Annotated in this window: 13 protein-coding genes and 1 tRNA gene; 7 read left to right on the top strand and 7 right to left on the bottom strand. The window is 43.9% G+C overall.

All coding sequences use genetic code 11. From position 1 onward, the window contains the following. Positions 1-3 precede the first annotated feature (3 nt). Together trxA and dnaE are read right to left on the bottom strand one after the other, a co-directional pair. Positions 4-321 carry a thioredoxin gene (trxA, locus tag ACX0G7_RS16185; protein ID WP_458924545.1) on the bottom strand — a complete coding sequence of 106 codons (318 nt, stop codon included), beginning with the start codon at positions 319-321 and terminating at the stop codon, positions 4-6. Positions 322-505: 184 nt separating this feature from the next. Next, positions 506-4,144 (bottom strand): DNA polymerase III subunit alpha, encoded by a 3,639-nt coding sequence (dnaE, locus tag ACX0G7_RS16180; RefSeq protein WP_458924544.1) that lies wholly within the window; start codon positions 4,142-4,144, stop codon positions 506-508. Positions 4,145-4,418: 274 nt separating this feature from the next. Between dnaE and ACX0G7_RS16175 the strand changes: the two genes are divergently transcribed. Further along, positions 4,419-4,901: a hypothetical protein gene (locus tag ACX0G7_RS16175; protein ID WP_458924543.1), complete on the top strand. Its 483-nt coding sequence runs from the start codon at positions 4,419-4,421 to the stop codon at positions 4,899-4,901. Positions 4,902-5,169: 268 nt separating this feature from the next. Next, the gene (locus tag ACX0G7_RS16170) at positions 5,170-5,820 is read left to right on the top strand and encodes a C40 family peptidase (RefSeq protein WP_458924542.1); all 651 of its coding nucleotides are present in this window, start codon (positions 5,170-5,172) and stop codon (positions 5,818-5,820) included. A gap of 4 nt (positions 5,821-5,824) precedes the next feature. Here the strand turns inward: ACX0G7_RS16170 and ACX0G7_RS16165 are convergent, their stop codons facing one another. Together ACX0G7_RS16165 and ACX0G7_RS16160 are read right to left on the bottom strand one after the other, a co-directional pair. Further along, complete coding sequence (locus ACX0G7_RS16165) at positions 5,825-7,330, bottom strand: lipopolysaccharide biosynthesis protein (RefSeq protein ID WP_458924541.1); 1,506 nt, start codon at positions 7,328-7,330, stop codon at positions 5,825-5,827. 24 nt (positions 7,331-7,354) lie between these two features. Further along, positions 7,355-9,064, bottom strand: a complete 1,710-nt coding sequence (locus ACX0G7_RS16160) for a M1 family metallopeptidase (protein WP_458924540.1) — start codon at positions 9,062-9,064, stop codon at positions 7,355-7,357. Between the two features lie 81 nt (positions 9,065-9,145). On the opposite strand from ACX0G7_RS16160, the gene ACX0G7_RS16155 reads away from it, so the two are divergent. Beyond that, a complete protein-coding gene (locus ACX0G7_RS16155) occupies positions 9,146-10,774 on the top strand; it encodes an ABC transporter substrate-binding protein (RefSeq protein ID WP_458924539.1) in 1,629 nt (542 codons plus the stop codon). A gap of 35 nt (positions 10,775-10,809) precedes the next feature. Here the strand turns inward: ACX0G7_RS16155 and ACX0G7_RS16150 are convergent, their stop codons facing one another. Both ACX0G7_RS16150 and msrA read right to left on the bottom strand, forming a co-directional pair. Further along, the gene (locus tag ACX0G7_RS16150; protein ID WP_458924538.1) at positions 10,810-12,150 is read right to left on the bottom strand and encodes a M24 family metallopeptidase; all 1,341 of its coding nucleotides are present in this window, start codon (positions 12,148-12,150) and stop codon (positions 10,810-10,812) included. A 191-nt stretch (positions 12,151-12,341) separates the two neighbouring features. After that, entirely contained in the window at positions 12,342-13,022 is a 681-nt protein-coding gene (msrA, locus tag ACX0G7_RS16145) for a peptide-methionine (S)-S-oxide reductase MsrA (RefSeq protein WP_458924537.1), read from the bottom strand. 244 nt (positions 13,023-13,266) lie between these two features. Here msrA and ACX0G7_RS16140 point away from each other — a divergent pair, with 244 nt between their 5' ends. Next, on the top strand, positions 13,267-15,381 hold the full coding sequence (locus ACX0G7_RS16140) for an endonuclease MutS2 (RefSeq protein ID WP_458924615.1): 2,115 nt from the start codon (positions 13,267-13,269) through the stop codon (positions 15,379-15,381). A gap of 144 nt (positions 15,382-15,525) precedes the next feature. Here ACX0G7_RS16140 and ACX0G7_RS16135 read toward each other — a convergent pair whose 3' ends face one another. Beyond that, entirely contained in the window at positions 15,526-15,963 is a 438-nt protein-coding gene (locus ACX0G7_RS16135) for a CBS domain-containing protein (RefSeq protein WP_458924536.1), read from the bottom strand. A gap of 256 nt (positions 15,964-16,219) precedes the next feature. Between ACX0G7_RS16135 and ACX0G7_RS16130 the strand changes: the two genes are divergently transcribed. From ACX0G7_RS16130 to ACX0G7_RS16120, 3 genes are all read left to right on the top strand, one after another. Next, positions 16,220-16,304, top strand: a tRNA-Ser gene (locus tag ACX0G7_RS16130). A gap of 1,082 nt (positions 16,305-17,386) precedes the next feature. Next, positions 17,387-18,433 carry a chemotaxis protein CheB gene (locus tag ACX0G7_RS16125; protein ID WP_458924535.1) on the top strand — a complete coding sequence of 349 codons (1,047 nt, stop codon included), beginning with the start codon at positions 17,387-17,389 and terminating at the stop codon, positions 18,431-18,433. A 196-nt stretch (positions 18,434-18,629) separates the two neighbouring features. Then, the coding region (locus ACX0G7_RS16120; protein WP_458924534.1) for a PAS domain S-box protein at positions 18,630-23,224 on the top strand (4,595 nt) is incomplete at its 3' end.

Here is a 23,224-nt window from a genome sequence, read left to right as displayed (position 1 = left end):
TGATCAGATATGCTGCTCTATTTTCTTAACGAAGTTTGACTTTGGCTGAGCTCCAACCAGTTTGTCTACCACCTTTCCACCTTTGATAAAAAGGATGGCAGGAATTGAGGTAATGCCATAATTAACAGACAATTGCGGATTATGGTCAACATTGACTTTGCCAATATTTATTTTTCCATCGTACTCCTTAGAAAGTTCCTCGATAACCGGGCCAATCGCACGACAAGGTCCACACCATTCAGCCCAAAAGTCTACAACTGTAAGTTTTTCTGAAGAAATCACTTTATCCTGAAAATTTGAATCATTAAATTCTGATGCCATAGTTTTATGTTTTATATTATTATTCTTTTCCTCTTATGAGTATGCTGCTATCAGGCAAATTTACATCCAATCGTGAATAACCGCTTGTTTGACATTTCCACAAATGTTCATTACTCGTAGTATTCTTAAATACCTGACATTTGGTCGTGCAATGATCGTGAAAAGCTCCATAGCCATCTCTTATTTAGGTAGTTAACACCTGTACTTCGAGCTCTTGCTTGTCATACAAATAGGCCGCCAATTCGTCATTCATCTCAATTCCCGACTCCATACTAAACATCGAAATTTTTGACTGCGAACGCGGATCACTGATGTTGAACTTCAAACCCGTCCGGCCGGGATGGGTTTTGAGATTGTTTTCCAGAAACCTGATCAGCCCCTCATCTACGAATCTCGCCTCGATGTCAACTATAACCTGTTTTGTCAGCATTTGTTTGATGCTTTCTAATAATATTATCTTATCAATCTTAAACTCAAATTCTATTTTGTTAAAACGTGGTTTGAAGGAACCGCTGATAAACAGGTTTTTCCCTTTTTCGAGGTAGGCTGCATACCGGGTATAGTCATCGCTCCATAACATCAACTCGGTTTTCCCTGTATAGTCCTCGATCATTAATGACCCAAACTGCCGGCCCGTTTTGGTGAGCCTGTGCTGGGCATCTACCACCAGCCCGGCAAGCCGGAATGTGCGCCCGGCATTAGGAGAAAGATTTATCGCGTCCTTTATCTCATTAAACTCTCCGAGCCTGGTGATCCCGTAGTGTTTGATCTCAAAACGGAAATTATCAAGCGGGTGGCCGCTCATAAACATTCCAGTGACGTCCTTTTCATGATCCAGCAATTCCACAAGGGGCCATGGCTCGCAGGTAGGTATCTTCGGAGGCACCACATCAGGCATTGCCAGGTCACCAAACAAGGTGTTCGAAGCGCCTGCTGAATTGGTTTGAAAAACATTCCCGAATCGAATGATCTTTTCCATGCCCGTCGTATTGTCGCCCTGCGGTATGTGAAAGTACTGGGCCCGATGCATTTCGGAAAAGCAGTCAAACGCCCCGGCATAAACCAGACTTTCCAATGTCTTTTTATTGACCGTGCGTTGATTGATCCTTTTGATAAGATCGAAAACTGTTGGGAAAGGCCCGTTTAGTTCTCTCTCCGCGATGATGCTTTCTACGGCCGCCTCACCAACTCCTTTGAGGCCACCCAGACCAAACCGGATCTCGCTTTTATCGTTAACGGCGAAACCTTTCTTGGATTCGTTGATATCCGGCCCGTAGACTTTCTGGCCCATACGTTTACATTCTTCCATGAAAAATGTAATCTTTTCAATACTGCCCGCATTGTTTAATACTGCGGCCATATACTCTGCAGGATAGTGTGCCTTCAGGTATGCGGTCTGGTAAGCCACAAATGCATAGCAGGTTGAATGGGATTTATTAAAGGCATATTGGGCGAAGGCCTCCCAGTCTGTCCAGATCTTTTCAAGCTTTGCGGTGTCCGGGTACTTTTTGGAAGCGCCGGAAATGAACTGTGCCTTCATTTTATCGAGCACCGATTTCTGCTTTTTACCCATTGCTTTCCGCAAAACATCCGCATCACCCTTTGAGAAGCCGGCAATGATCTGGGAGAGCAGCATTACCTGTTCCTGGTAAACGGTTATCCCATATGTTTCTTTAAGGATGTCTTCCATTTCAGGAAGATCATATGTGATCGCCTGGCGACCATGTTTACGATCGATGAAGTCAGGTATATAAGCCAGGGGCCCCGGGCGGTACAAAGCGTTCATCGCAATCAGGTCATCGAACTTATCCGGCTTGAGATCCCGCAGATATTTTTGCATCCCGGTACTCTCAAACTGGAACGTGCCGTTTGTTTCACCCTTCTGATAAAGTTCAAAAGTTTTCTGGTCATCAAGCGGGATTTCATCGATCTCGATACTGATTCCGTGATTTTGCCTGATCAGCTCAAGCGCGTTCTTCAGGATCGAAAGTGTTTTCAACCCAAGAAAGTCCATCTTGATAACCCCTGCATCTTCAATGATATTACCCTCTATCTGGGTGACCCACAACGGAGAGTCCTTGGCGATGCAAACAGGTATCAATTCCGTAAGATCCCGTGGAGCGATGATGATACCCGCCGCATGGATACCGGTGTTCCTGACAGAGCCCTCAAGTCTTTCAGCTTCATGTAAAACCTGGCTCTCGATACCCGTGGTTTTATAAATTTCGCGGAGACGCTTTACATTTTCCATGTCATCAGCGCCGACCCCATCTTTTTCTTCCAGTGATTTTTCGCCTTCTTTGGCGTTCAGGGGAGCATGCAAGACCCTTTTTAACTCGATCCCGGGTCGATCCGGGATGAGTTTGGCCAGGGCGTTAGCTTCGGGTAATGAAAGATCGAGTGCGCGGGAAACATCCTTGATACTCATTTTAGCGGCCATCGTACCATAGGTAACGATTTGTGCTACCTGGTTTTTGCCATATTTCTGAACCACATAATCGATTACTTTCTGCCTTCCTTCATCATCGAAATCCGTATCTATATCAGGCATCGACTTCCTGTCCGGGTTAAGGAACCGTTCAAACAGCAGGTTATATTTCATCGGATCAATATTGGTGATCCCGATGCAATAAGCTACCACGCTTCCGGCTGCGGATCCTCGCCCCGGTCCCACAAAAACCCCAAGTTCCCGCCCGGCTTTAATGAAATCGCTGACGATAAGAAAGTAACCGGCAAATCCCATCGTTTTGATGGTATGTAATTCGAATTCCAGTCTTTCTTCCACAGCAGGCGTGATCTCAGTATAACGATTTTTTGCGCCCTCGTAAGTAAGATGCTTTAACAATTCCCACTGATTCAGATTAGCATCCTTGTGGATGGCAAACTCCTTCGGAACGGGGAAGGCGGGAAGGAGAATATCTTTTTTAAGATTAAGGATCTCCACCCGGTCAACGATGATATTTGTATTGTCAATAGCCTGAGGAATATCATGGAACAATTTTTCCATTTCCTCTTTTCCCTTGAAATAGAATTGATCATTCGGAAACTTGAACCGCCTGTCCTTTGTATTGACATCGTCGTTCACATAGTCATCATACCCGGGGGTACTTTTCTTTTCACCGGTATTTATACATAGGAGGATGTCATGTGCATTGTAATCATCACGATCAGTATAATGACTGTCGTTTGTTGCGATCACTGGCACGTTGTATTTCTCCGAAAATCTGACCAGCGTTTGATTGATCAGCTCCTGTTCCTTCATGTTGTGCCGCTGCAACTCGATGAAGAAGTCTTCGCCGAATATGTCCAGCCACCATTTGAATTCTTTCTCAGCTTTTTCTTCACCTTCTTTCAGAATTGCCTGGGGTACATGGGCGCCGATGCAGCAGGTAGTAGCTATCAGTCCTTCATGATATTGTTCAATCAGTTCCTTGTCGATGCGTGGATATTTGCTGTACATTCCTTCAATATAACCGAGGGAGGTAAGCTTGATCAGGTTTTGATAACCAACGGCATTTTTCGCAAGTAAAACCTGGTGGTAGCGCTGATCTTTTTGTTCCTTGGTAAATATTTTCCGGTGACGATCGGCTACAACATAAAATTCGCAGCCTACAATTGGTTTAACTTTTAAGGAACCATCTTCGTTTTTATGTTTGTAGGCTTCTGCCACAAACTCAAACGCGCCAAACATATTTCCATGATCAGTGATCGCAAGTGCCGGCATGCCCTCTTTTACTGACTTCTTATATAGACTCTGAATAGAAGCCGCTCCGTCCAATAATGAGAACTGTGTATGTACGTGAAGATGAGAGAATTTTGGCATGTGTTCAATAACAGATTTTGTACCCGCAAATTTAGTTCATACTAGGGATGAAGCAAGGTTGTTTTGTCCACAACGTATGGCAGCGATGATGAGGCACGTCGTGGCAGGGGTTTGCGATGATGCGGCACGTCCTGGCCTGGGTTTGCGATGATGCGCCCCGTCGTGGCGCGGGTCTGCAATGATGTGGCCCTCCGTGGCCCGGGTTTTGTAAAAATGTAACTGATTATCGGCTTGAACCGGTTACAATAGTCTTCTAATGTTAAAATTTTGTTTTATGAAAATACCTGCTGCTCTTATCAGTGGCTTCAGTGGTGCAGTTGCATTGACTCTTTTGCACGAGGCATTACGGAAAACCGTTAAGCACGCACCAAGAATGGACAGGATGGGAGAGGAAGCCATTCAAAAGATCATCGGCTCAACCGGTCACAAGGTTCCGTCGAAAGACAGCCTGTTCAATGTTACCATGGCTGGTGACGTTGCCGGCAACGCGATGTATTATTCCATGATCAGCGCGTTGCCGGTAAACCCTGTTGTTGCCGGTGCAGGTCTTGGCCTTGCAGCCGGGATCGGCGCTGTATTATTGCCTGAACCCATGGGATTAAATGAAAAGTACAGCAATGCTACCACAAGGACGCAGGTGCTCACAATTGCTATTTATCTCGCTGGTGGCATTGTTGCCGGTCTTGTGCACAAACGACTAAAGAAAGATAAGACACCGGTCAAAGAATTAACCGGCGAGGGTCTGGCGATTCATTAACACAAGCTCATCATCAGCATTTATCTCTTGCCATAGATGACATTTATTGAAATCGTCAAGCCATAGTCGACATATATTTACAGGGTCAAAAGCAATGCTTGTCAATTAGATCATTCCAGGGTCTATCCCATTAATTGAAATCAGTTGCTTTCCACTTTTATACTGTCACTATGGGGGCAGTTACGATCAGGCAATAACGATGTTTTTTATCCGTTTTAACAAGCTTATCGTTTAACTTCGCGGCACGTTTCGGAATAAATTAATGCATTTGAAAAATCTGGCCTTAGCAATTGGGATTGTTGCCGTTTCGGCATGTTCATCCACAAAAAAAACAAATTCAGCGGGATCCGCCGATACGGGTCAGTCCCCGGTTCGTATCAAGCAACCACGAAATGGAGACTATTCTGCTGATGGTCCGGAAGCCACTCCTAAAAAAAATACAAAAAAGGCTTCTTCTGCTGATCCCGGTAGGAACGGGGATAATTCCGGTATTTCTTTCGGACAACTGCAGTTCAAATACGCGATATTACTAGACGTACCGGTAGAGGAAATTGATGACGAAAATTTATTTTCATTTATTGAATCATGGTATGGAACTCCATACCGGTATGGGGGCTTTTCAAAAGAGGGTGTGGATTGTTCAGGTTTCACCCAGGCATTGATGTCAAATATTTACCACCTGAATGTGCCACGGATCTCTGCAGAACAGTACAATCAGTCAAAAAGAATTTCCAAAAAGGAACTTAGGGAAGGTGATCTTGTTTTTTTCAAGACCAACGGCAGTACAATTTCTCATGTTGGGGTCTATCTCAGGAACAACAAGTTTGTTCATGCTTCCACTTCAGGCGGTGTCATGATCAACGACCTGAATGATGACTATTACGCGAGGAGATACGCAGGTTCGGGTCGCGTAAGGTAGCTTCTCAATTTCCGATGCCAATCTTCTTTTTGATGGTGGCCCAGACCGGTAACACATCAGGCGACAAATTCATCAATAACACGCCCGCGATATAGAGGATAGTAAATGCCGTACTCCGGAGCACTATCCAGATGAAACCGATCTTATCGTGGAACAGGTAATGACATATCGCATATACAACCAATCCCAATATTAACGTCAGGAAAGTTTTCACATTGAAAGGCTGCATTTTGTATTTCCTCAAGAGGAAAGTGTAACGGATGCCATTGTATATGGTCAATGCTATGAGATTAGAAATTGCAGGACCTATCACTCCCAGGGACTTTGTAAGGAAATAATTTAAGGGCAGTGTGAGTGTTAACAGGATCATCCCCGTAAAAAATTCAAATCTCCACAAGGTGGATGTACCGATGATCTGCGAATTAACGCCTGTGCCCATATCCAGGATGCGCATAAGCCCGATAAAAAGAAAAACATCCTTTGCATCGAGATATTGTTTTTTCAACCCGAATGTGTAGATGCCATCAGTAAAATTAATCCAGATCAGGATGAACATTCCCGTAGCGAAGATCAACTGGTTGATAGATGAACTGTGATATATCCTCTTGATCTTGTCAAAATCTTTGTCTTTCCAGGCTTTTGATAATGGTGCGATAGAAGCAGAAATCACTCCGCGCTGTGGCGCCTGTATAAGGCTTGCAATATTTTGTGCCAATGTATATACAGCTGCAAAAGCAAGTCCGTTTGGCATCACATGCGCAATCACAAGGGTATCGAATACATTAGAGATATTAAAAATGAGACCGCCACCCCAGATAAAACCAATAAGCGTAACGATCTTTTTCCGAAACTTCAGTGTAACCCTGCTGGGACGAAAAACAAAATGTATTCGTTTGTTGACGAGCAGGTAAATCAGTAATGTTAATGCAATTGCCAGGTAAGTAAATGCATATAGTTTGATGAATAGGTCAAACGATGAAATAATGTTTGTAAAGGACAGAATGATCAGAACAGTTAACAACAACCGAAATCCTATCTCCCTTAGAAAATTGGTAAGAACAGTTTTTTTCAGTTGCCAGGCAAAAGCTTCCAGTACGGAATACATTGTTAAACCAAATCCAAATGGAAACAGGTAATAATAATAACTCACAATCTCGGGTGAAGTGCGGATATAGCGGTCTATCACAAAATCTTTGAAAATAATACCGTTGATCATTACAAACACAAAGCCCATGAAGCTGGTAAACAGGGCCCAGGTCATCATGTCATTTTTGTCGGGTTCCGTATTCTCGTTGTAATAGGGATAAAACTTGTGAATAAATGCCTGCATGCCAAGGCTCGCAACTGAAAACATGATGTTTGCAATGGCAATAAAAAGGCCGGTGAGACCATATTGCTCCGGTGTGAAACCGCCTTCTCTTGCGAACAAATAAGTATTCAGGAAACCAAGGGCAAAACCGAAGTAAACGACAAATGACGAAATAATGCTTTGCCTCCGGATATCACTCATGTATTGGGATGTGTTATACTTCTTTTAATAGACGCTTTTTACATCTACTTTTTTTGATGTGACATACATATTGGGATCAGTGGTGATCCCGTTTACAAACTCGGGTCCCAGCTTTCCTGTCTGCCAGTCAGGTGAGGGAGTGATCCATTGCGTTTTGCCCTGGCCAACAATCTTCACCGGCATATTAAAGCCTTTGATGCATTTGGTCCAGCGATAGGTAATCATCTGCTTGTCTATGGTATATTCCAGTTCCGGTATATCTATTGTTCTCAGGTATTGATCAAATACTTTTGTAAAATTTTTACCTGATTGTTTGTTGATATATGATTCGATGTCTTTTGTGTCCACTGTCTTATGATAAAACTCGGTGTTCAGCCCGCGTAGGATCAACCTGAAACGTTCATCGTTGTCAATGATCTGGCGGATGGTATGTAGCATGTTTGCGCCTTTGTAATACATATCCCCGGACCCTTCCTGCTGAACGCCGTACTTGCCGATAACAGGGATATCATTATCCATATTTTTACGGGTACCGGCTACATATTCATTACCCGCCTGTACACCAAATTCACTGGTTGTGTACAACGTTTCCGAGTATGCGGTAAAGCCTTCGTGGATCCACATGTCTGCAATGTCATTGGAAGTAATGTTGTTGGCGAACCATTCATGACCGCTCTCATGGATGATGATGAAATCCCATTTGAGGCCATGACCCGTGCCCGAAAGATCTTTTCCGAGATAACCGTTCAGGTACTGGTTGCCATAAGCAACGGCAGACTGATGTTCCATTCCGAGATGCGGTGATTCAACAAGTTTAAATCCGTCCTCATAAAATGGATAAGGACCGAACCAGTATTCAAAACTCTTCAACATCTTCGGGACCTGGGTAAACTGGGCTTGTGCTTTTTCGAGATTTTCTGCGAGCACCCAGTAATTACAATCGAGCTTACCTTTTTCGCCTTTGTAAGTCTCACCGAATTGCACATACTTCCCGATGTAAGGAATAATGTTATAATTATTGATAGGGTTGACAACCTCCCAGGTGTAGGTTGACAACCGGCCTTTTTTTGATTGAGATTTTAACCTCCCGTTTCCGACCGCGACTAATGTGTCGGGAACAATCATGGTGAGGGTGGCACCTTTATCCGGCTCGTCACTCTGATGATCTTTACACGGATACCAAACACTTGCACCAAGGCCCTGGCAGGCAACACTCATCCATGGAGCACCCGCTTTATCTTTTTTCCAGATCCAGCCCCCGTCCCACGGTGGCATTTTTGCTTCTTTAGGTTTGCCATGGAAATAAACCCGTATCACAAAAGACTTCGACGTGAGCTCATTTTCAAAATCAACATGCCAGGCGTTGCCGTCACGCACATATTTAAGTCTCGCCACTGGCGCGTTCAATTCGTCCATCTGAACAATACTGTCTATCTCCATTGGTACCTGCAGGTCAAGCTGCAGGGTTTTGCCTGGTTTAATCACTGCGGCGCTGATCTGTGAGTAGCCGCTGATTTCCTTTTTAAGATAATTTGGTTTTACTTCAATATCGTACCGGAGAACATTCCACCAGGCCCGCTCCGGACCGATAGAACCCCGGAGCGTATCCTGGCGGGTAAAGCCGGTTTTTTTATTCAAAGGTTGTCCGAACAAAGCGGGCGAAATCTGAAACTGTAGGATTACAAAAAATATAACGGGAACACAAAGAATATGATTGCTATTTTTAAACCGCATAAGCCTCACACAAATTGATATGATAAACTGAAAGTGGCGCGCCTCAACCGAGGGCGGAACCCAAAAAACGAAAGTTAACGGATGAAAGGTATAAATATTTCTTTTTTAGTATTGATTTTTTGTTTTGCATTAACATCATGTGGCGGGAGCGAAAGTGAAGAAAAGATGGTTTTCCGGTATAATGAACAAACAGGTATTGCAAGCATGGATCCTGCTTTTGCAAAAAATCAATCTATCATGTGGGCCGTTCACCAGGTATTCAACACGCTGGTTGAAACAAACCAGGATCTCAATATTGGCCCTTCGCTGGCTTACCGATGGGACGTTTCAGAAGACCGCAAAACCTATGTGTTTCACCTGAGACCTGATGTTTATTTTCACGATAATGAAGTTTTCCCTGGTGGAAAAGGCAGGAAGATGGTTGCCGCTGATGTGGTGTATAGCCTGCAACGCATAATGGATCCTTCAGTTGCCAGCAGTGGCGCATGGATATTCAATAACAGGGTCGACAAAATTACCGGCTTCGAAGCGCCTGATGATTCCACATTCCGGTTAACGCTGATCAGACCATTTACACCCATTCTCGGATTGTTAAGTATGCAGTATTGTTCCATAGTTCCAAGAGAAGTGGTGGAGAAGTGGAAGAAAGATTTCCGGAGTCATCCATGCGGTACCGGTCCGTTCAGAATGAAAACCTGGGAAGAAGGCCAGGTAATGGTTTTGCTAAAAAATGAAAAATATTTTGAAGTGGACAGCAATGGTAAAAGGTTGCCATACCTGGACGCAATCAAAACAACATTTTATGACAATAAGGCGACCGAGTTTCTCCTGTTCAGGCAAGGCAAACTTGATTTCACCAATGATCTTGACGCTTCTTTCAAAGATGAGGTATTAAGCAAAAAAGGCATATTGAAAAAAGAGTGGGAAGGAAAGATCAGGCTTTCAAAACATCCTTACCTCAACACAGAATACCTGGGTATCATGGTGGATAGCTCAGGAGAATTCGGACGTTACTCGCCATTGCGATCAAAAAAGGTGAGGCAGGCAATGAATTATGGTATTGATCGCAGGAAAATGATGCTTTACCTGCGTAATTCTATAGGTATACCGGCAGAGGCAGGCTTTATTCCGGCAGGTCTCCCTGCATATGATACTGCTGTAGTAAAAGGCTACACCTATAACCCGGAAAAAGCAAGAAGGTTGCTCAGCGAAGCAGGATTTCCAGGCGGGCGTAACTTACCCCAGGTGCGGTTACTCACGGTACCTATTTATTCTGATCTTGGCAGTTTTATCGCAAAACAATTGGAAGAAGTTGGTATTGATGTACAGGTAGAAGTTATTCAGAAAAGTTTATTGCTGGAACAGACGGCAAAATCCCAGGCTTTATTTTTTCGGGGCAGTTGGATAGCGGATTATCCGGAAGCTGAAAACTACCTGAGTGTTTTTTATGGGAAGAACCCTGCGCCACCAAATTATACCCGGTATAGAAATCCGGCCTTTGATGCTTTGTATGAAAAGGCACTTGAAGAAAATAATGACAGCCTCAGGAATAAGCTTTATCAGCAGATGGACCAGATGGTGATTGATGACGCGCCGGTGATACCTCTATGGTATGATGAGGTGATCAGGTTGGTTCAATTAAATGTAAAAGGGTTTGAGCCCAATGGATTGAATCTGCTTGAACTCCGCTACGCACGAATTGAAAAGTAACCAGCATCTTATTTAAACACCGTTACAAATACAAACTACTGTCTCGGGATCAGGTACATTTCTTTCTGCCTGCCATTGATATAACGAAAGTTTTGACCATCAAAATAGCCGTCCTCCTCCAGCATTATCCTGATTGTTTTTTTCCACGCCGGTATTTCCGATGCGCAGTTGAGCTCAATTGAATACACAGTGTGGGGATATAAGGGGTAGTCGCCGTCGCCGGGTTTTATTCCCTGGTTGTCCCACATACCGATAGTTGGTCCGGCGGCATGACCGTGGTAACCCAACGGATGTGTATATATTGTTGCAGCCAGTCCCTGCGCCCGACAGGCAGCAAGAGCGTCTGCCAGGATTTGGTTACCAGTCTTCCCTGTCTTAAAACTGCCGGTTAGCAGGTCCTGGACGCGGTTGCCTTTTGCAAAGGCTTCTTTTAAAAATGAAGGTGCATCGGTTTCTCCGGGTTTGAGTATATAGGCATGCTGTTGAACATCGGTGTTGAGCCGGAGGTAAGTAATGCCTATGTCAACATGAATAAGATCGCCCGGGAGAATAACCTGCTGGTCTGGCCGGCTGGAAAATGAGCGGAGATGATCGAATGAAGTTGAATCACTTCTTTGAATATCAACGGTAGGATGGAACCATGTGTCAACACCCAGCGCACGGAATTTATCGCGGAACCACCATTCGACATCGGAAGTAGTCGTGACTCCAGGCGTAATGATTTTTTCTGAAAACCCTTCATTCACTATATCATGAGTAATACGAATGAGTTGTGGGTATAAGGTCATTTCTTTTTCGGTCCTCGTCTCAAGCCAGGCAACCGCAAGTTTTTCCGCACTGGTCACTTTTGATTTTTGAGCGTTTGAAAGTTTGTTGAGCAATTCGCCGTGTTCGGTATATGTCAGGCCATCCGCATGACCGAAATCTTTGGAATAGTTCAGCGCAATTTTTTTTGGATTGTACTGATTTATGAGAGCGACCAGTTGATCCCATTGATCAGGGTATTTTTTCATATCCCAGGCTGCCTTGATGGTTTTTCCCACATCGTACCTGGAGATAGCCAGTTTTTCAACAGGTTTGTTATTTCCGGGGTTATAAAAAAGGAGTACTGTGCGCCTGCGGGCTGCATGCCAGTCGCCGGGCAACATTGTCTTAATGATCGGGTCCTCATTATACTCCCGGCTGATCACTATCCACATATCAATCCCGGTCCTTTCCATCAACGAAGGAAGCAGGTTATTCAGCCGGTCGGCCAGTATCTCGTCGATTACGGCTGCTCGCCGCTGTTCCCCCAGGATTCCGGTTGTTAATTGGCTACTAACGTGTAAGGATAACAGAAGGGAAAACGCGGCCAGTATGCCAATTCTTTTAATCATTGTAGATATCATTTTTTCCAGGATGTCCAAAATACCCAAAAAGCCTGCACAAGCCAAATGATAATGACCAGGGTAGTGTATAATTGGAAAAGGTTGCGTACCAACAGGCAGCAACCTTTTATTTACTCATGAGACTGAAAAAACTCTATGAGAAGCCGTTAATGGGCTCCCCGGTATCTCTTTATGAACTATTAATGCTTGAGCTTATCTTTAAAAACCTTTTGAAACTTCTCCATTTTTGGCCTGATCACAAAATTGCAATAAGGCTGTGACCCGTTCTGATTATAGTAATTTTGATGATAATTTTCAGCTTTGTAGAACATAGAAGCCGGGGTAACTTCGGTTACGATCTTGTTGCTGAATGCTCCGCTTTTGTCCAGTTCGGATTTATACTTCTCTGCTTTCAACTTTTGTTCCTGGTTATGATAAAAAACGGCGCTCCGGTATTGTGTGCCTACGTCATTGCCCTGCCTGTTCAATGTAGTAGGATCATGGGTTTCCCAGAATACCTCCAGGAGTTCGTCAAAAGTTATCTTCGCCGGATCATAGATCATTTGTATTACCTCAGCGTGGCCGGTGGTTCCTTCACAAACCTGTTCGTAGCTTGGGTTTTTTACATGTCCGCCGGTATAACCTGAAGTTACTTTGAGCACACCATCCAGTTGCTGAAATATTGCTTCCGTGCACCAGAAACATCCGGTGCCAAAGGTCGCAGTATCGGTTTTTATACCAGAAAAGTTTTCAACAGTACTTACTGCTGCGGTCAGATTCGTCGTGGCAACCGGGCTTGAATTTTCAGTCTGAGTGCAGGAAAAAAATGCCAGCACAGGTGCAAGAATTCCTGAAAGAAGGATGGTCATGTTCTTTTTCATTTTTTTAGCATCTTTGGACGCATAACATATACAGCAAAAGGCATCACGCGGTTTTCACGGACAGCCCGTTTACCGAACAATTAACAGAGTTACGAATTTTTTCAGGGAACGGTTCATCAGCACTTGTTACTGATCCGTTAATGATACTCACAGATGCCCTGATACGTGCGGGTGGCAAATCCCACCCTCCCTTTTGGCCGGATTTTAGTAGCTTTGCGGGCTTAAAAGGTACGAATAACAGATGATCAGAGCTTTCCCCGAATCGGCTTTAGTGCAATTGGAATTTGATAAAATTGAGGCGTTACTGGAAGCGCATTGCCAGACCGAATACGCGAAGACCAAAAGTTTATCATTGCGTGTTCATACCCGCAAGGAATTTATCGAGCTTGAATTGAACCAGACGCACGAATTCAAGGTAATCGTACAAAACGGTCAGTATTTTCCGCTTGATTACATTCTCAACCTGTCAAAGGAACTAAAGATGCTGGGTATCCCCGGCGCATTACTCACGGGTGAGCAATTCATCGATATCAGGAAACTTGCTGAAAACCTGCAAAGCATTTTCCGTTGGTTTGATAACGACAAACGCATAGCTTACCCTGCGTTAGCGGAAGTGATCAAGGACACTTATTACGAAAAACAGATCATTCACGAGATCGACCAGGTACTGGATGAAAGCGGCCAGGTAAAGGATAATGCGTCTGATGATCTTTCACGTATCCGGATGAGTTTATACCGTCGCCGCAATGAGTTGCGCCGTACGTTTGATAAGATCATTAATAAGCTGGGGAAGTCGGGCTATATAGCAGATATCGAGGAGGCTTTTTTAAATGGGCGCAGGGTAGTGGCCGTTTTTGCTGAACAAAAAAGACAGGTCAAAGGAATTCTTCATGGAGAAAGTGATACCAGGAAAACCGCATTTATTGAGCCGGAAGAAACGATCGAACTTAATAACGAGATCTATTCACTGGAAAGCGACGAACGCCGGGAAGTTTACCGGATCCTGCGGGATCTTACCGCGAAATTATCCCGGTTTGCTGACCTGTTGAAGGCTTACCATAATGTACTCGGCGAATATGACTTCATAAAGGCAAAAGCAAAACTTGCCTTCGATATGAACGGCAACCTCCCGATATTGGTCGACAGATCTCATATTCATCTTGTTGCAGCCTATCACCCCTTGTTACTTCTTTATAATAAGAAGTCGGGAAAGCCAACCTTCCCCGTGAACCTTACACTTGATGAGAAAAGTCGCATTCTCGTTATTTCCGGTCCAAATGCGGGTGGTAAGACAGTTACTCTCAAAACCGTGGGGCTTTTGCAGCTTATGGTGCAGAGTGGGTTGCTGGTTCCCGTGCAGGATCATTCGGAGATGGGGATTTTCAAACAAATCATGATTCACATCGGGGATACACAAAGCCTGGAATTCGAATTATCTACCTATAGTTCCCACCTGAAGAACATGAAGTATTTCATGGAAAGCGCGAACGGCCGAACCCTGTTTTTTATAGATGAACTGGGCAGTGGCAGTGATCCCAACCTGGGTGGAGCTTTTGCTGAAGTTATACTGGAAGAACTGGTGAAAAAGCATTCTTATGGGATAGTAACCACGCATTATCTTAACCTTAAGGTAATGGCAAATAAGACCCCCGGGATAGTTAACGGTGCTATGGCTTTTGATGAAAAAAACCTGTTGCCAATGTACCGCCTGATTGTTGGAAAACCGGGCAGTTCCTATACCTTTTCAATTGCAGAGCGGATCGGACTTGATCCCAAACTGATCAACCGCGCCCGTGCCCTTGTGGATGAGGGCCATTTCCGGTTAGACAAGTTGCTCAACCGCACCGAACAGGATCTGCAGACCATTGATAAAGAAAAAAAGGAATTGCAGAAACAGGTAAAAGAAAACGAACGCCTCCGCAAGGAGATGGAAGTGTATATAAACAAAGAAAAACATAGCCAGCAGGTTGAGCTGCTTCGACACCAAAACCAGATTACTGAAGACCGTCTTGCCTACCTTAAGGATATGGAAAGGAAACTCAAGCAGATTGTGTTTGACTGGCGTAAGGCTTCGGGCCAGGACAAAAAAGATGAACTGATCAAACAACTCCAGATGTTGTTGTTCAAACAGAAACAGCAACAATCTACCGACAAGGCACAGAAAAAGATCAATTCTAAATATGAGCAGTCTGAAGCCGACATTCAGTTGGGGCAGAAAGTACTGATGAAGAAAAACCACCAGGTAGGGGAGGTTATCGAAATTAAGGGCCGCAAAGCAGTCGTTAAACTGGGATTGGTGCCGATTACCGTTGACCTTGGTGACCTGGTAGCTGTGAATGAAAAGACCGTTGATCAATAGATTCGGTGATGAATTTTCTGTAGACGGTCTATGGGCAGTTAACCAGTTCAAATGCAAGGCCCTGACAGGGTCAGAACCTGCATTTGCTGGTAGCCGTTAAGTTTATCAGTACCTCAGATCTGTTGATTTCAGAAAATTTATGGTTTACATGCTGGAATGTAAATAATCCTTCAGCTGGGTGATTGTTTCCTGTTGAGACAGGATGGTTTCTTTGACTACGTCATTTATCGATATGATCCCGATAATCATGTCATTTTCAAACACGGGGAGATAACGGATGTTTTTATCTGACATCAGTTTCATGCAATAGTCAATGCTGTCGTTAGGAGTTACCCTGGGCAGATCATCAGACATGATTTCCGAAACTTCGGTATGCGTTGATGACTTACCTTTCAAAATCACCTTTCTCGAGTAATCCCTTTCCGTCATGATCCCCATGTATTTACCATTTTCCATGACCATCACAGACCCTATGTTCTGATCTGCCATAATTTTCAGGGCCTCGATAACTGTTTCATTTGGCGCCACTGTTGTGATATTGCTGCCTTTTCTCAAAAGCACATCGGTTACCTTTTTATTCATATCTAATGTTTAGGTGGACAATCGTATAGGAAATTACAAAATATAATTTGTAATACAAGATGTTATTCCCGCGGCCCACAACGTGTTTTTTTGGTTGAAACGGCAACAGAAAGACGCGAACAGGAAATCCTTGCTAATTCCTGAATTTTTTTTGATAGCTAAGACAATTCACTGTTACTGAATTATTCACGCAAAAAAAAATCATTATTCTTTCTGAAAATTTCCTTGGAATGAATTCATACTGTATTTTCGCGCCGGAGAGCTGGCAGAGCGGTCGAATGCGGCGGTCTTGAAAACCGTTGAAGCGCAAGTTTCCGGGGGTTCGAATCCCTCGCTCTCCGCTAACAGCACAAGTAAAAAAATACAGAGAGATGCAAGTAGTTGGTTTTCAACACTTGCATTTTTTGTTTGGGTGCACCGGGAACAAGTAAAGGCAGCTACCTGGTGTACTTTCGGAGAATAAATAACAACGCGCTAACTACCTTTCAGCCTCTTACGCTTCTTTACCTGGTTCTACACTTCGTTGGGTCGCACTCTCCTGAACCAATGACCCATGGTGTGAATATTGCAGTCTATAGTATTCATGGCACTTCGACCGAGTTATGCACAAGTAAATGAATGTCGCCCTCTTATGTTTGTTTGAAAAGAGGTATCCTATTGTCATTAAATATTTCTCTATGCCTACAACAACACCAGGAAAGGAGTCGGTCAAATTTTTTAGCAAGCCTTATAGTTCATTCTTTTCAACGGTAATGAAGTGTGTTAATGCACACTTTGTCAATAACCTCCACTCAAAACCTGGCGACAATAAACTGTTTAATCAAACTTTCGCCCTAATGGGGTGAATAAGGCATTAGGTTAACGGTCCTAAAGTCAGACCGGAATGTGTGCTCATCCTGCTGATCCCTGGTCTTATCTGATCACATCTTAATTTATTAACCATTCAAAATAAATCTAGTCAATATGTTTTACCACATCAATCGTTATTCAATAAATTAGGAAATGTCAACTATATCAAAAGTGTCCTTTAGCACTGCAATTTCCCGCTACAGCATCATCAATCAATTATCATCAGTATAGGGTTATTCTGTTTCACGTTTGAATATAAGCTAGCAACCTTTCATATCCTTCCCAGGTTGTAGGGCCGTGATATCCTTCAATTTATTCTTATCAGGAAGAGCTCCTGCCGACAAATTATTGCACATTTTAACTGATGATGAACACAGCTCCATCCTGAAAATATATCCGCATCGTGGGAGATTCCTGCGTGATCAATGTAGATTTTGTCTAACAGATAAAATCAACACAAAGGAAGAGCATCCTGCAAAGATGCTACCCCATAGCTAAGTGTAATGTTAAGGTTGCCGCCAGTCAGCAGTCGCCTGGTATCAAAAAGCTCTGCTCAATATTTTAAACTAAGACTATGGAAAAAAGAAATATAATCGTAATTGGAGCTTCCGCCGGAGGATTCGAAGCCATCAAAAGACTAGTGGCTGATCTCCCACCAGATCTGGATGCTGCAATTTTTATAGTATGGCATATGTCACCCGATATCACGGGTATACTACCGCAGGTACTGAACCGGGGAAAAACGGTATTTGCAGCGAATGCGATAGATAACGAGCCGATTGTTTTCAACCGGATTTATGTGGCACCGCCAGACCGGCATCTTGTATTGGAAAAAGATGTTGTGAGGGTGACCCGTGGCCCAAAAGAAAATCGTTTCAGACCAGCGGTGGATCCTTTGTTTCGTTCCGCTGCGTTGATCTATGGTTCGCGGGTAATAGGAATCGTTTTATCAGGCGGCCTTGATGATGGAACTGCCGGGCTCTGGACGATAAAAAACAGAGGAGGCATTGCGATTGTGCAGGACCCCCAGGATGCAGAAGTTTCGTCGATGCCCGCAAATGCGCTTAAAGCTGTTCATGTGGACTACCAGGTGCCTTTGGCCGAAATGGGATCTTTAATAGTTCAACTTTCCCAGGTTGGGGTTATTGATGATAAAAAAGTTGATATGGAAGAAAGCAAGAAAACAGAGTTAGAAGTCAGAATTGCTGTTGAGGAGCCTGGTCTGGAAATTGGAATTCTCAGCCTTGGTAAACTAACCCGGTATGCCTGCCCCGATTGTCATGGTGTGCTCGCAGCAATCAACGATGGTGATATTGTCCGCTATCGCTGCCATACCGGGCATGCATATTCTGCGGCTGCCTTGCTCAATTCTCTGTCCGGAAATATCGAGAATAGCTTGTGGAGTGCGATACGTGGAATAGAGGAGAGCATTATACTTTTGAATAACCTGGGTGATCATTATGCCGAAAAAAATCAATTAACACAGGCATCCATGTATTTCAAAAAAGCCAAAGAGGCAGAAGAGCAGGCCAGGCTTACGCGGCGCGCCGTTTTCGACCACGAGCAAGTAACACCCGACAGCATATCGACGGAAGTTAAACAAGACGACCAAATTGGTTAAGTGTTATGGAATTTATTTGCCATACCTTGTACAGTATTCCGGCAAAAACATTGACAGCTTGTATACCAGTTTAAAGTACTAACGAGGAAGCAATTCGCGATCCGGTTACTGCAGACACCCCGTTCAAAAAAATATCGTCCACTCGATCTCACAAAAAGCTTACTACTATGGTGTGGAATCCGAAAAATACAGGAAAATGGAAAAAGGCATCAATGATTCTGCGCCATCTGAAAAACTTAATCAATTTTTGATTGCCGGTATCGGCGCATCGGCTGGTGGCATACAGGCACTGAGAAAGTTTTTTGAACAGGTTCCAGGGCAGTCTGGAGTTTGTTATGTAGTTATCCTTCATCTTTCACCAAGCCATGATAGTCAACTGGCAGAAGTATTACAAGCTGTATCGGCAATCCCGGTGCAACAGGTTGTTGAAAAAACCATACTGGAACCGGACCACATTTATGTAGTGCCTCCTAATCAGCATCTTATCATTGAGGACGGATTTATTGCACCTTCTGTTAACATTAATACCGACGACAGGAGATCGCCGGTAGATCTTTTCTTTCGTAACCTGGCAGACACACATGGCCAAAGAAGCGTTTGCGTTATTTTATCCGGCACGGGCGCCAATGGTTCAATGGGATTAAAGCGAATAAAAGAAATGGGCGGAATGGCGTTTGTTCAAAATCCAAGGGAGGCTGAATTTAATGAAATGCCAAGAAACGCTATAGCCACGGAGTTAATTGACGAAGTGTTGCCGGTAGCGGAAATCCCTGCAAGAATAATAGCATGCAGAGATCGTGTTGGATCAGTTCAAATTAATTTAGAGGCGTTGCAGGGCTTCGAACTGCATCAACAAGCGCTGCGCCAGATATTTACCCAATTACGTATTCACACCGGCCATGATTTCACGAATTACAAACGCGCAACTATACTTCGTCGCATTGAACGCCGCATTAATATTACGAATTTACCCGACCTGCCAGCTTATGCGAAATATGTGAACGAAAACAGCGGTGAGTCTACTGCACTACTAAAAGACTTACTTATTTCGGTGACTAATTTTTTTCGTGACGCCAAACCGTTTGAGGCGCTTGAAAATGAAGTCATACCCCTTGTATTTCAAAACAAAAAGCCGGAAGACCAGGTCAGAATATGGGTCGCCGGATGTGCAACCGGCGAAGAAGCATACTCAATCGCGATGTTATTTGCAGAACGATTGGAAGGAACGCCAAACTCACCAAAGGTTCAGATATTCGCCACTGACATTGATGAATCAGCCATTGCCACAGCCCGTGAAGGATATTATACACTCAATGATGCGGCTGATGTTTCCCCGGATAGATTGCAGCGCTTTTTTACTCCGGAAGGAGAGGGCTATCGCATCAGGCGTGAAATAAGAGAGATGATTCTTTTCGCTACTCATAATTTTTTAAAAGATCCCCCTTTTTCAAGATTGAACCTGGTTAGCTGTAGAAACGTTCTTATTTATTTGAACCCTACTGCGCAGGAAAGGGTAATGGAAACTTTCCACTTTACCCTGGCGGCGGGTGGATTTCTCTTTCTTGGCACTTCTGAGTCAGTTGAAGGAGTCAGTGAATTATATTCTACTGTTAGCCGCGAAAATCATATTTTCAAAGCAAGACAAGTTTTATCCAGAAACTGGTCCATTCCGGAGTCAGTACCCAGATTCAGATACCTGAATAACGAGGAAAGGAAAAAGCCCGATGATATCTCTATACTTCCGGGGAATCGCTTTTCTTCCGGAGAACTTCATCAAAAACTACTGGAAAAATATGCTCCACCGTCTCTCGTCGTTAATGAAGATTACGAGATAGTGCATATGTCTGAAAAGGTTGGTAAATATCTGGAATTTAAAGGAGGTACTCCAACACAAAACCTGCTTGAATTGATAAGGCCGGAGATCAGGTTAGAGCTCCGTTCTATACTGCACCAGGCGCTGCAAACTAGAACCACGGTTGCTGCGAGAGGCTTGAACGTGGTAGTGGGCGGGCAGCCCCAGGCAGTAGATATAAAAGTGCAGCCGGTTTTCCAGGATGACAAGTCCTCGCAGGGCCTTATCCTGGTAACGTTCGAACAGTTGGATACCGTCGTTAAAAATGAACAGGTGGTGTTATCTTCCGTTGAGCCGGTCGCTAAACAGTTAGAGGATGAACTTAACCGGGTTAAAACGCATCTGCGAACTTCCATTGAGCAGCACGAATATCAGTCCGAAGAATTGAAGGCATCGAACGAGGAACTTCAGGCCATGAATGAAGAGCTTCGGTCTGCAGCGGAAGAATTAGAAACAAGTAAGGAAGAGCTACAATCAATCAATGAGGAACTAAGAACCGTAAACCAGGAGCTTAAAGTAAAGATTGAGGAACTAGGTATTACAGGTAACAATCTCCGAAACTTTATTAATTCTGCCGATGTTGGAACCATATTCCTTGACCGGAGTTTTGCTATAAGTTTGTTTACCCCGGCAGTGTTACAAATTTTTAATTTAAAGATGTCAGATGTTGGCCGCCCCGTAACCGACATAACCACAAAATTAATTTATGATGAGTTAATGCAGGATGCAGAAATTGTACTCAATAAACTAGCAACAATTGAACGGGAGGTATCCACCACAGATAACAGAACTTTCGTAATGCGCCTGTTGCCTTACCGTACATTTGAGAACACGATTAACGGAGTTGTATTGACGTTTTTTGATATCACCAATCGCAAACTGATTCAAAATGCGTTGCAGCAATCTGAAGAATATTTGCGCCTGCTGATAGAAAGTGCACAGGATTATGCCATATTAACACTGGATCCAAATCGCAAGGTTGTTAGCTGGAGCATAGGAGCCCATAATATTATGGGTTACATGGAAAGCGAAATAACAGGCAAGTCCGGAGATTTGATTTTTACAATAGAAGATTTGCGTGATGGCGCACCCATAAAAGAGGCAGACAAGGCTGCCCGGGAGGGTAGAGCCCAGAATGAACGCTGGCATGTACGCAAAGACGGCACCATGTTCTGGGGCTCAGGTTCGTTAAGTCCCTTACGGAACGGCAAAGGAGAACTACTTGGTTTTGTAAAGATCATGCGCGATCTGACGGAGGCGCGGCGATTAGAAGAAGCAAAATTTTTCCTCGCCTCTGTTGTAGAAACCTCAAATGATTCTATCATCACCATTGATTTTGAAAGAAAGATCACAAGTTGGAATAAGTCAGCCGAAAAGCTATACGGGTACACTGCGGAGGAAGTAATTGGAAAAAACCTGACTCTCTTAACCCTTCCTAAAGACTTCATTAAAATACTTAACAAAATTGATATAGTTGAGCATAGCAGGAAGGTTGCTGTTTTTGATACGGTGCGGGCACATAAAGATGGACAACATATGGAACTTGAAGTCGTGATGTCTCCTGTCATGAATGCCCTTGATCAGGTAATTGGCGTCTCTACGATCGCCAGAGACATTACCGGCCGTAAGCGTCGTGAAGCTAATCTTGCCTTTTTAGCAGAGATAAACCTGGATTTCGCCCCGCTGCTTCAGATCGACGAAATTATGGAGCAAATTGGAAAGCGGCTGTTCAATCATCTTGACCTGTCAAGATGTGCCCTTGCATTTGTAGATAATGATGCAGACCGGATAAATGTGGTTTACGAATTACGTAGGGACGAAAAGACAAAGAGCATGGCAGGTGTTCATCCTATATCTGAAATACTTACACCTGCAGGACGGGAACGATATGCTGCAGGCACAATGTCTGTAATTATCGCAAACGAGGATAACGGGATTTTGCAGAATTCAACGGAGCTGCTATCCCAGTTAGGTATTGGATCAATGGTAGAGGTCCCCCTTCTGGAAGATACACGGTGGACGTTCTTACTGAGTGTTGGCCGCCAGGAAAACGAAGGATGGCAAGCTGATGAACTGGAATTGCTTGTAGAGGTTGCGTCCCGGGTTTATATACGGATTGAAAGAGCGCGGGCAGAAAGGGCACTCCGCATCAGCGAAGAGCGTTTTCGCACCTTAACTAATGCAGTTCCACAGGTTATATGGGCTAACAATGAAAAAGGGGAGGCCAACTACTTCAACAAGGGATGGTACGAATATTCAGGGTTGACGTATGAACAATCCTATGGTTCAGGATGGGAAGCGATAGTACATACTGACGATGCCCACGAATCGAAACAGGTATGGAATACTGCGCTTGCAACCGGGCAGATATTTGATACGGAGTATAGGCTAAGAAACGTAAATGGGGATTATCGTTGGTTTATTGGCAGGAATGTTCCTGTAAAAGATTCCACCGGCAAAGTGTTTGGTTGGTTTGGATCTGCAACTGACATTGAGAATTTGAAACAGGCAGAAGAATTATTACAGAGTACGACGGACCGCTTGCATCTGGCTCTTGAGGCTGGGAAACTAGGCTCCTTTGAATATGATTTTAAAACGAAACTTGTTTCAGGTTCACTCCAGCTAAATGAAACCTTCGGATATTCACCTGACGAGTCTGTCAGCCTTGAAAGTTTCGTGTCACTTGTTTCAAAGAAAGATCAGATTAGAATGGAACAGGAAGTCGAAAACGTCATCAGGGATCGTTCCATCTACAACGTTGAATTCCGTGCAAATTTGCAAAATGGTGGGTTCCGTTGGCTAAAATCTTCAGGAAGAGGGATGTATGATAGCTACGGTGAACCCCAAAAATTCGTGGGTATCGTACTTGACATAACGGAGCAGAAACTGTTCACAGAAGAGCTTAGTCGTTTGGTAACAGAAAGAACTTATGAACTCCA

It is taken from the genome of Flavitalea antarctica (genome assembly GCF_054461535.1).
This window is presented reverse-complemented; position numbering and strand designations above follow the sequence as displayed.

Coding starts and splice junctions, on each gene's coding strand:
- ACX0G7_RS16175 (WP_458924543.1), top strand. CDS start 4,419: ATGAAAATACCTGCTGCTCTTATCAGTGGCTTCAGTGGTGCAGTTGCA.
- dnaE (WP_458924544.1), bottom strand. CDS start 4,144: ATGCCAAAATTCTCTCATCTTCACGTACATACACAGTTCTCATTATTG.
- ACX0G7_RS16165 (WP_458924541.1), bottom strand. CDS start 7,330: ATGAGTGATATCCGGAGGCAAAGCATTATTTCGTCATTTGTCGTTTAC.
- ACX0G7_RS16150 (WP_458924538.1), bottom strand. CDS start 12,150: ATGATTAAAAGAATTGGCATACTGGCCGCGTTTTCCCTTCTGTTATCC.
- ACX0G7_RS16125 (WP_458924535.1), top strand. CDS start 17,387: ATGGAAAAAAGAAATATAATCGTAATTGGAGCTTCCGCCGGAGGATTC.
- ACX0G7_RS16135 (WP_458924536.1), bottom strand. CDS start 15,963: ATGAATAAAAAGGTAACCGATGTGCTTTTGAGAAAAGGCAGCAATATC.
- ACX0G7_RS16160 (WP_458924540.1), bottom strand. CDS start 9,064: ATGCGGTTTAAAAATAGCAATCATATTCTTTGTGTTCCCGTTATATTT.
- ACX0G7_RS16155 (WP_458924539.1), top strand. CDS start 9,146: ATGAAAGGTATAAATATTTCTTTTTTAGTATTGATTTTTTGTTTTGCA.
- trxA (WP_458924545.1), bottom strand. CDS start 321: ATGGCATCAGAATTTAATGATTCAAATTTTCAGGATAAAGTGATTTCT.
- msrA (WP_458924537.1), bottom strand. CDS start 13,022: ATGAAAAAGAACATGACCATCCTTCTTTCAGGAATTCTTGCACCTGTG.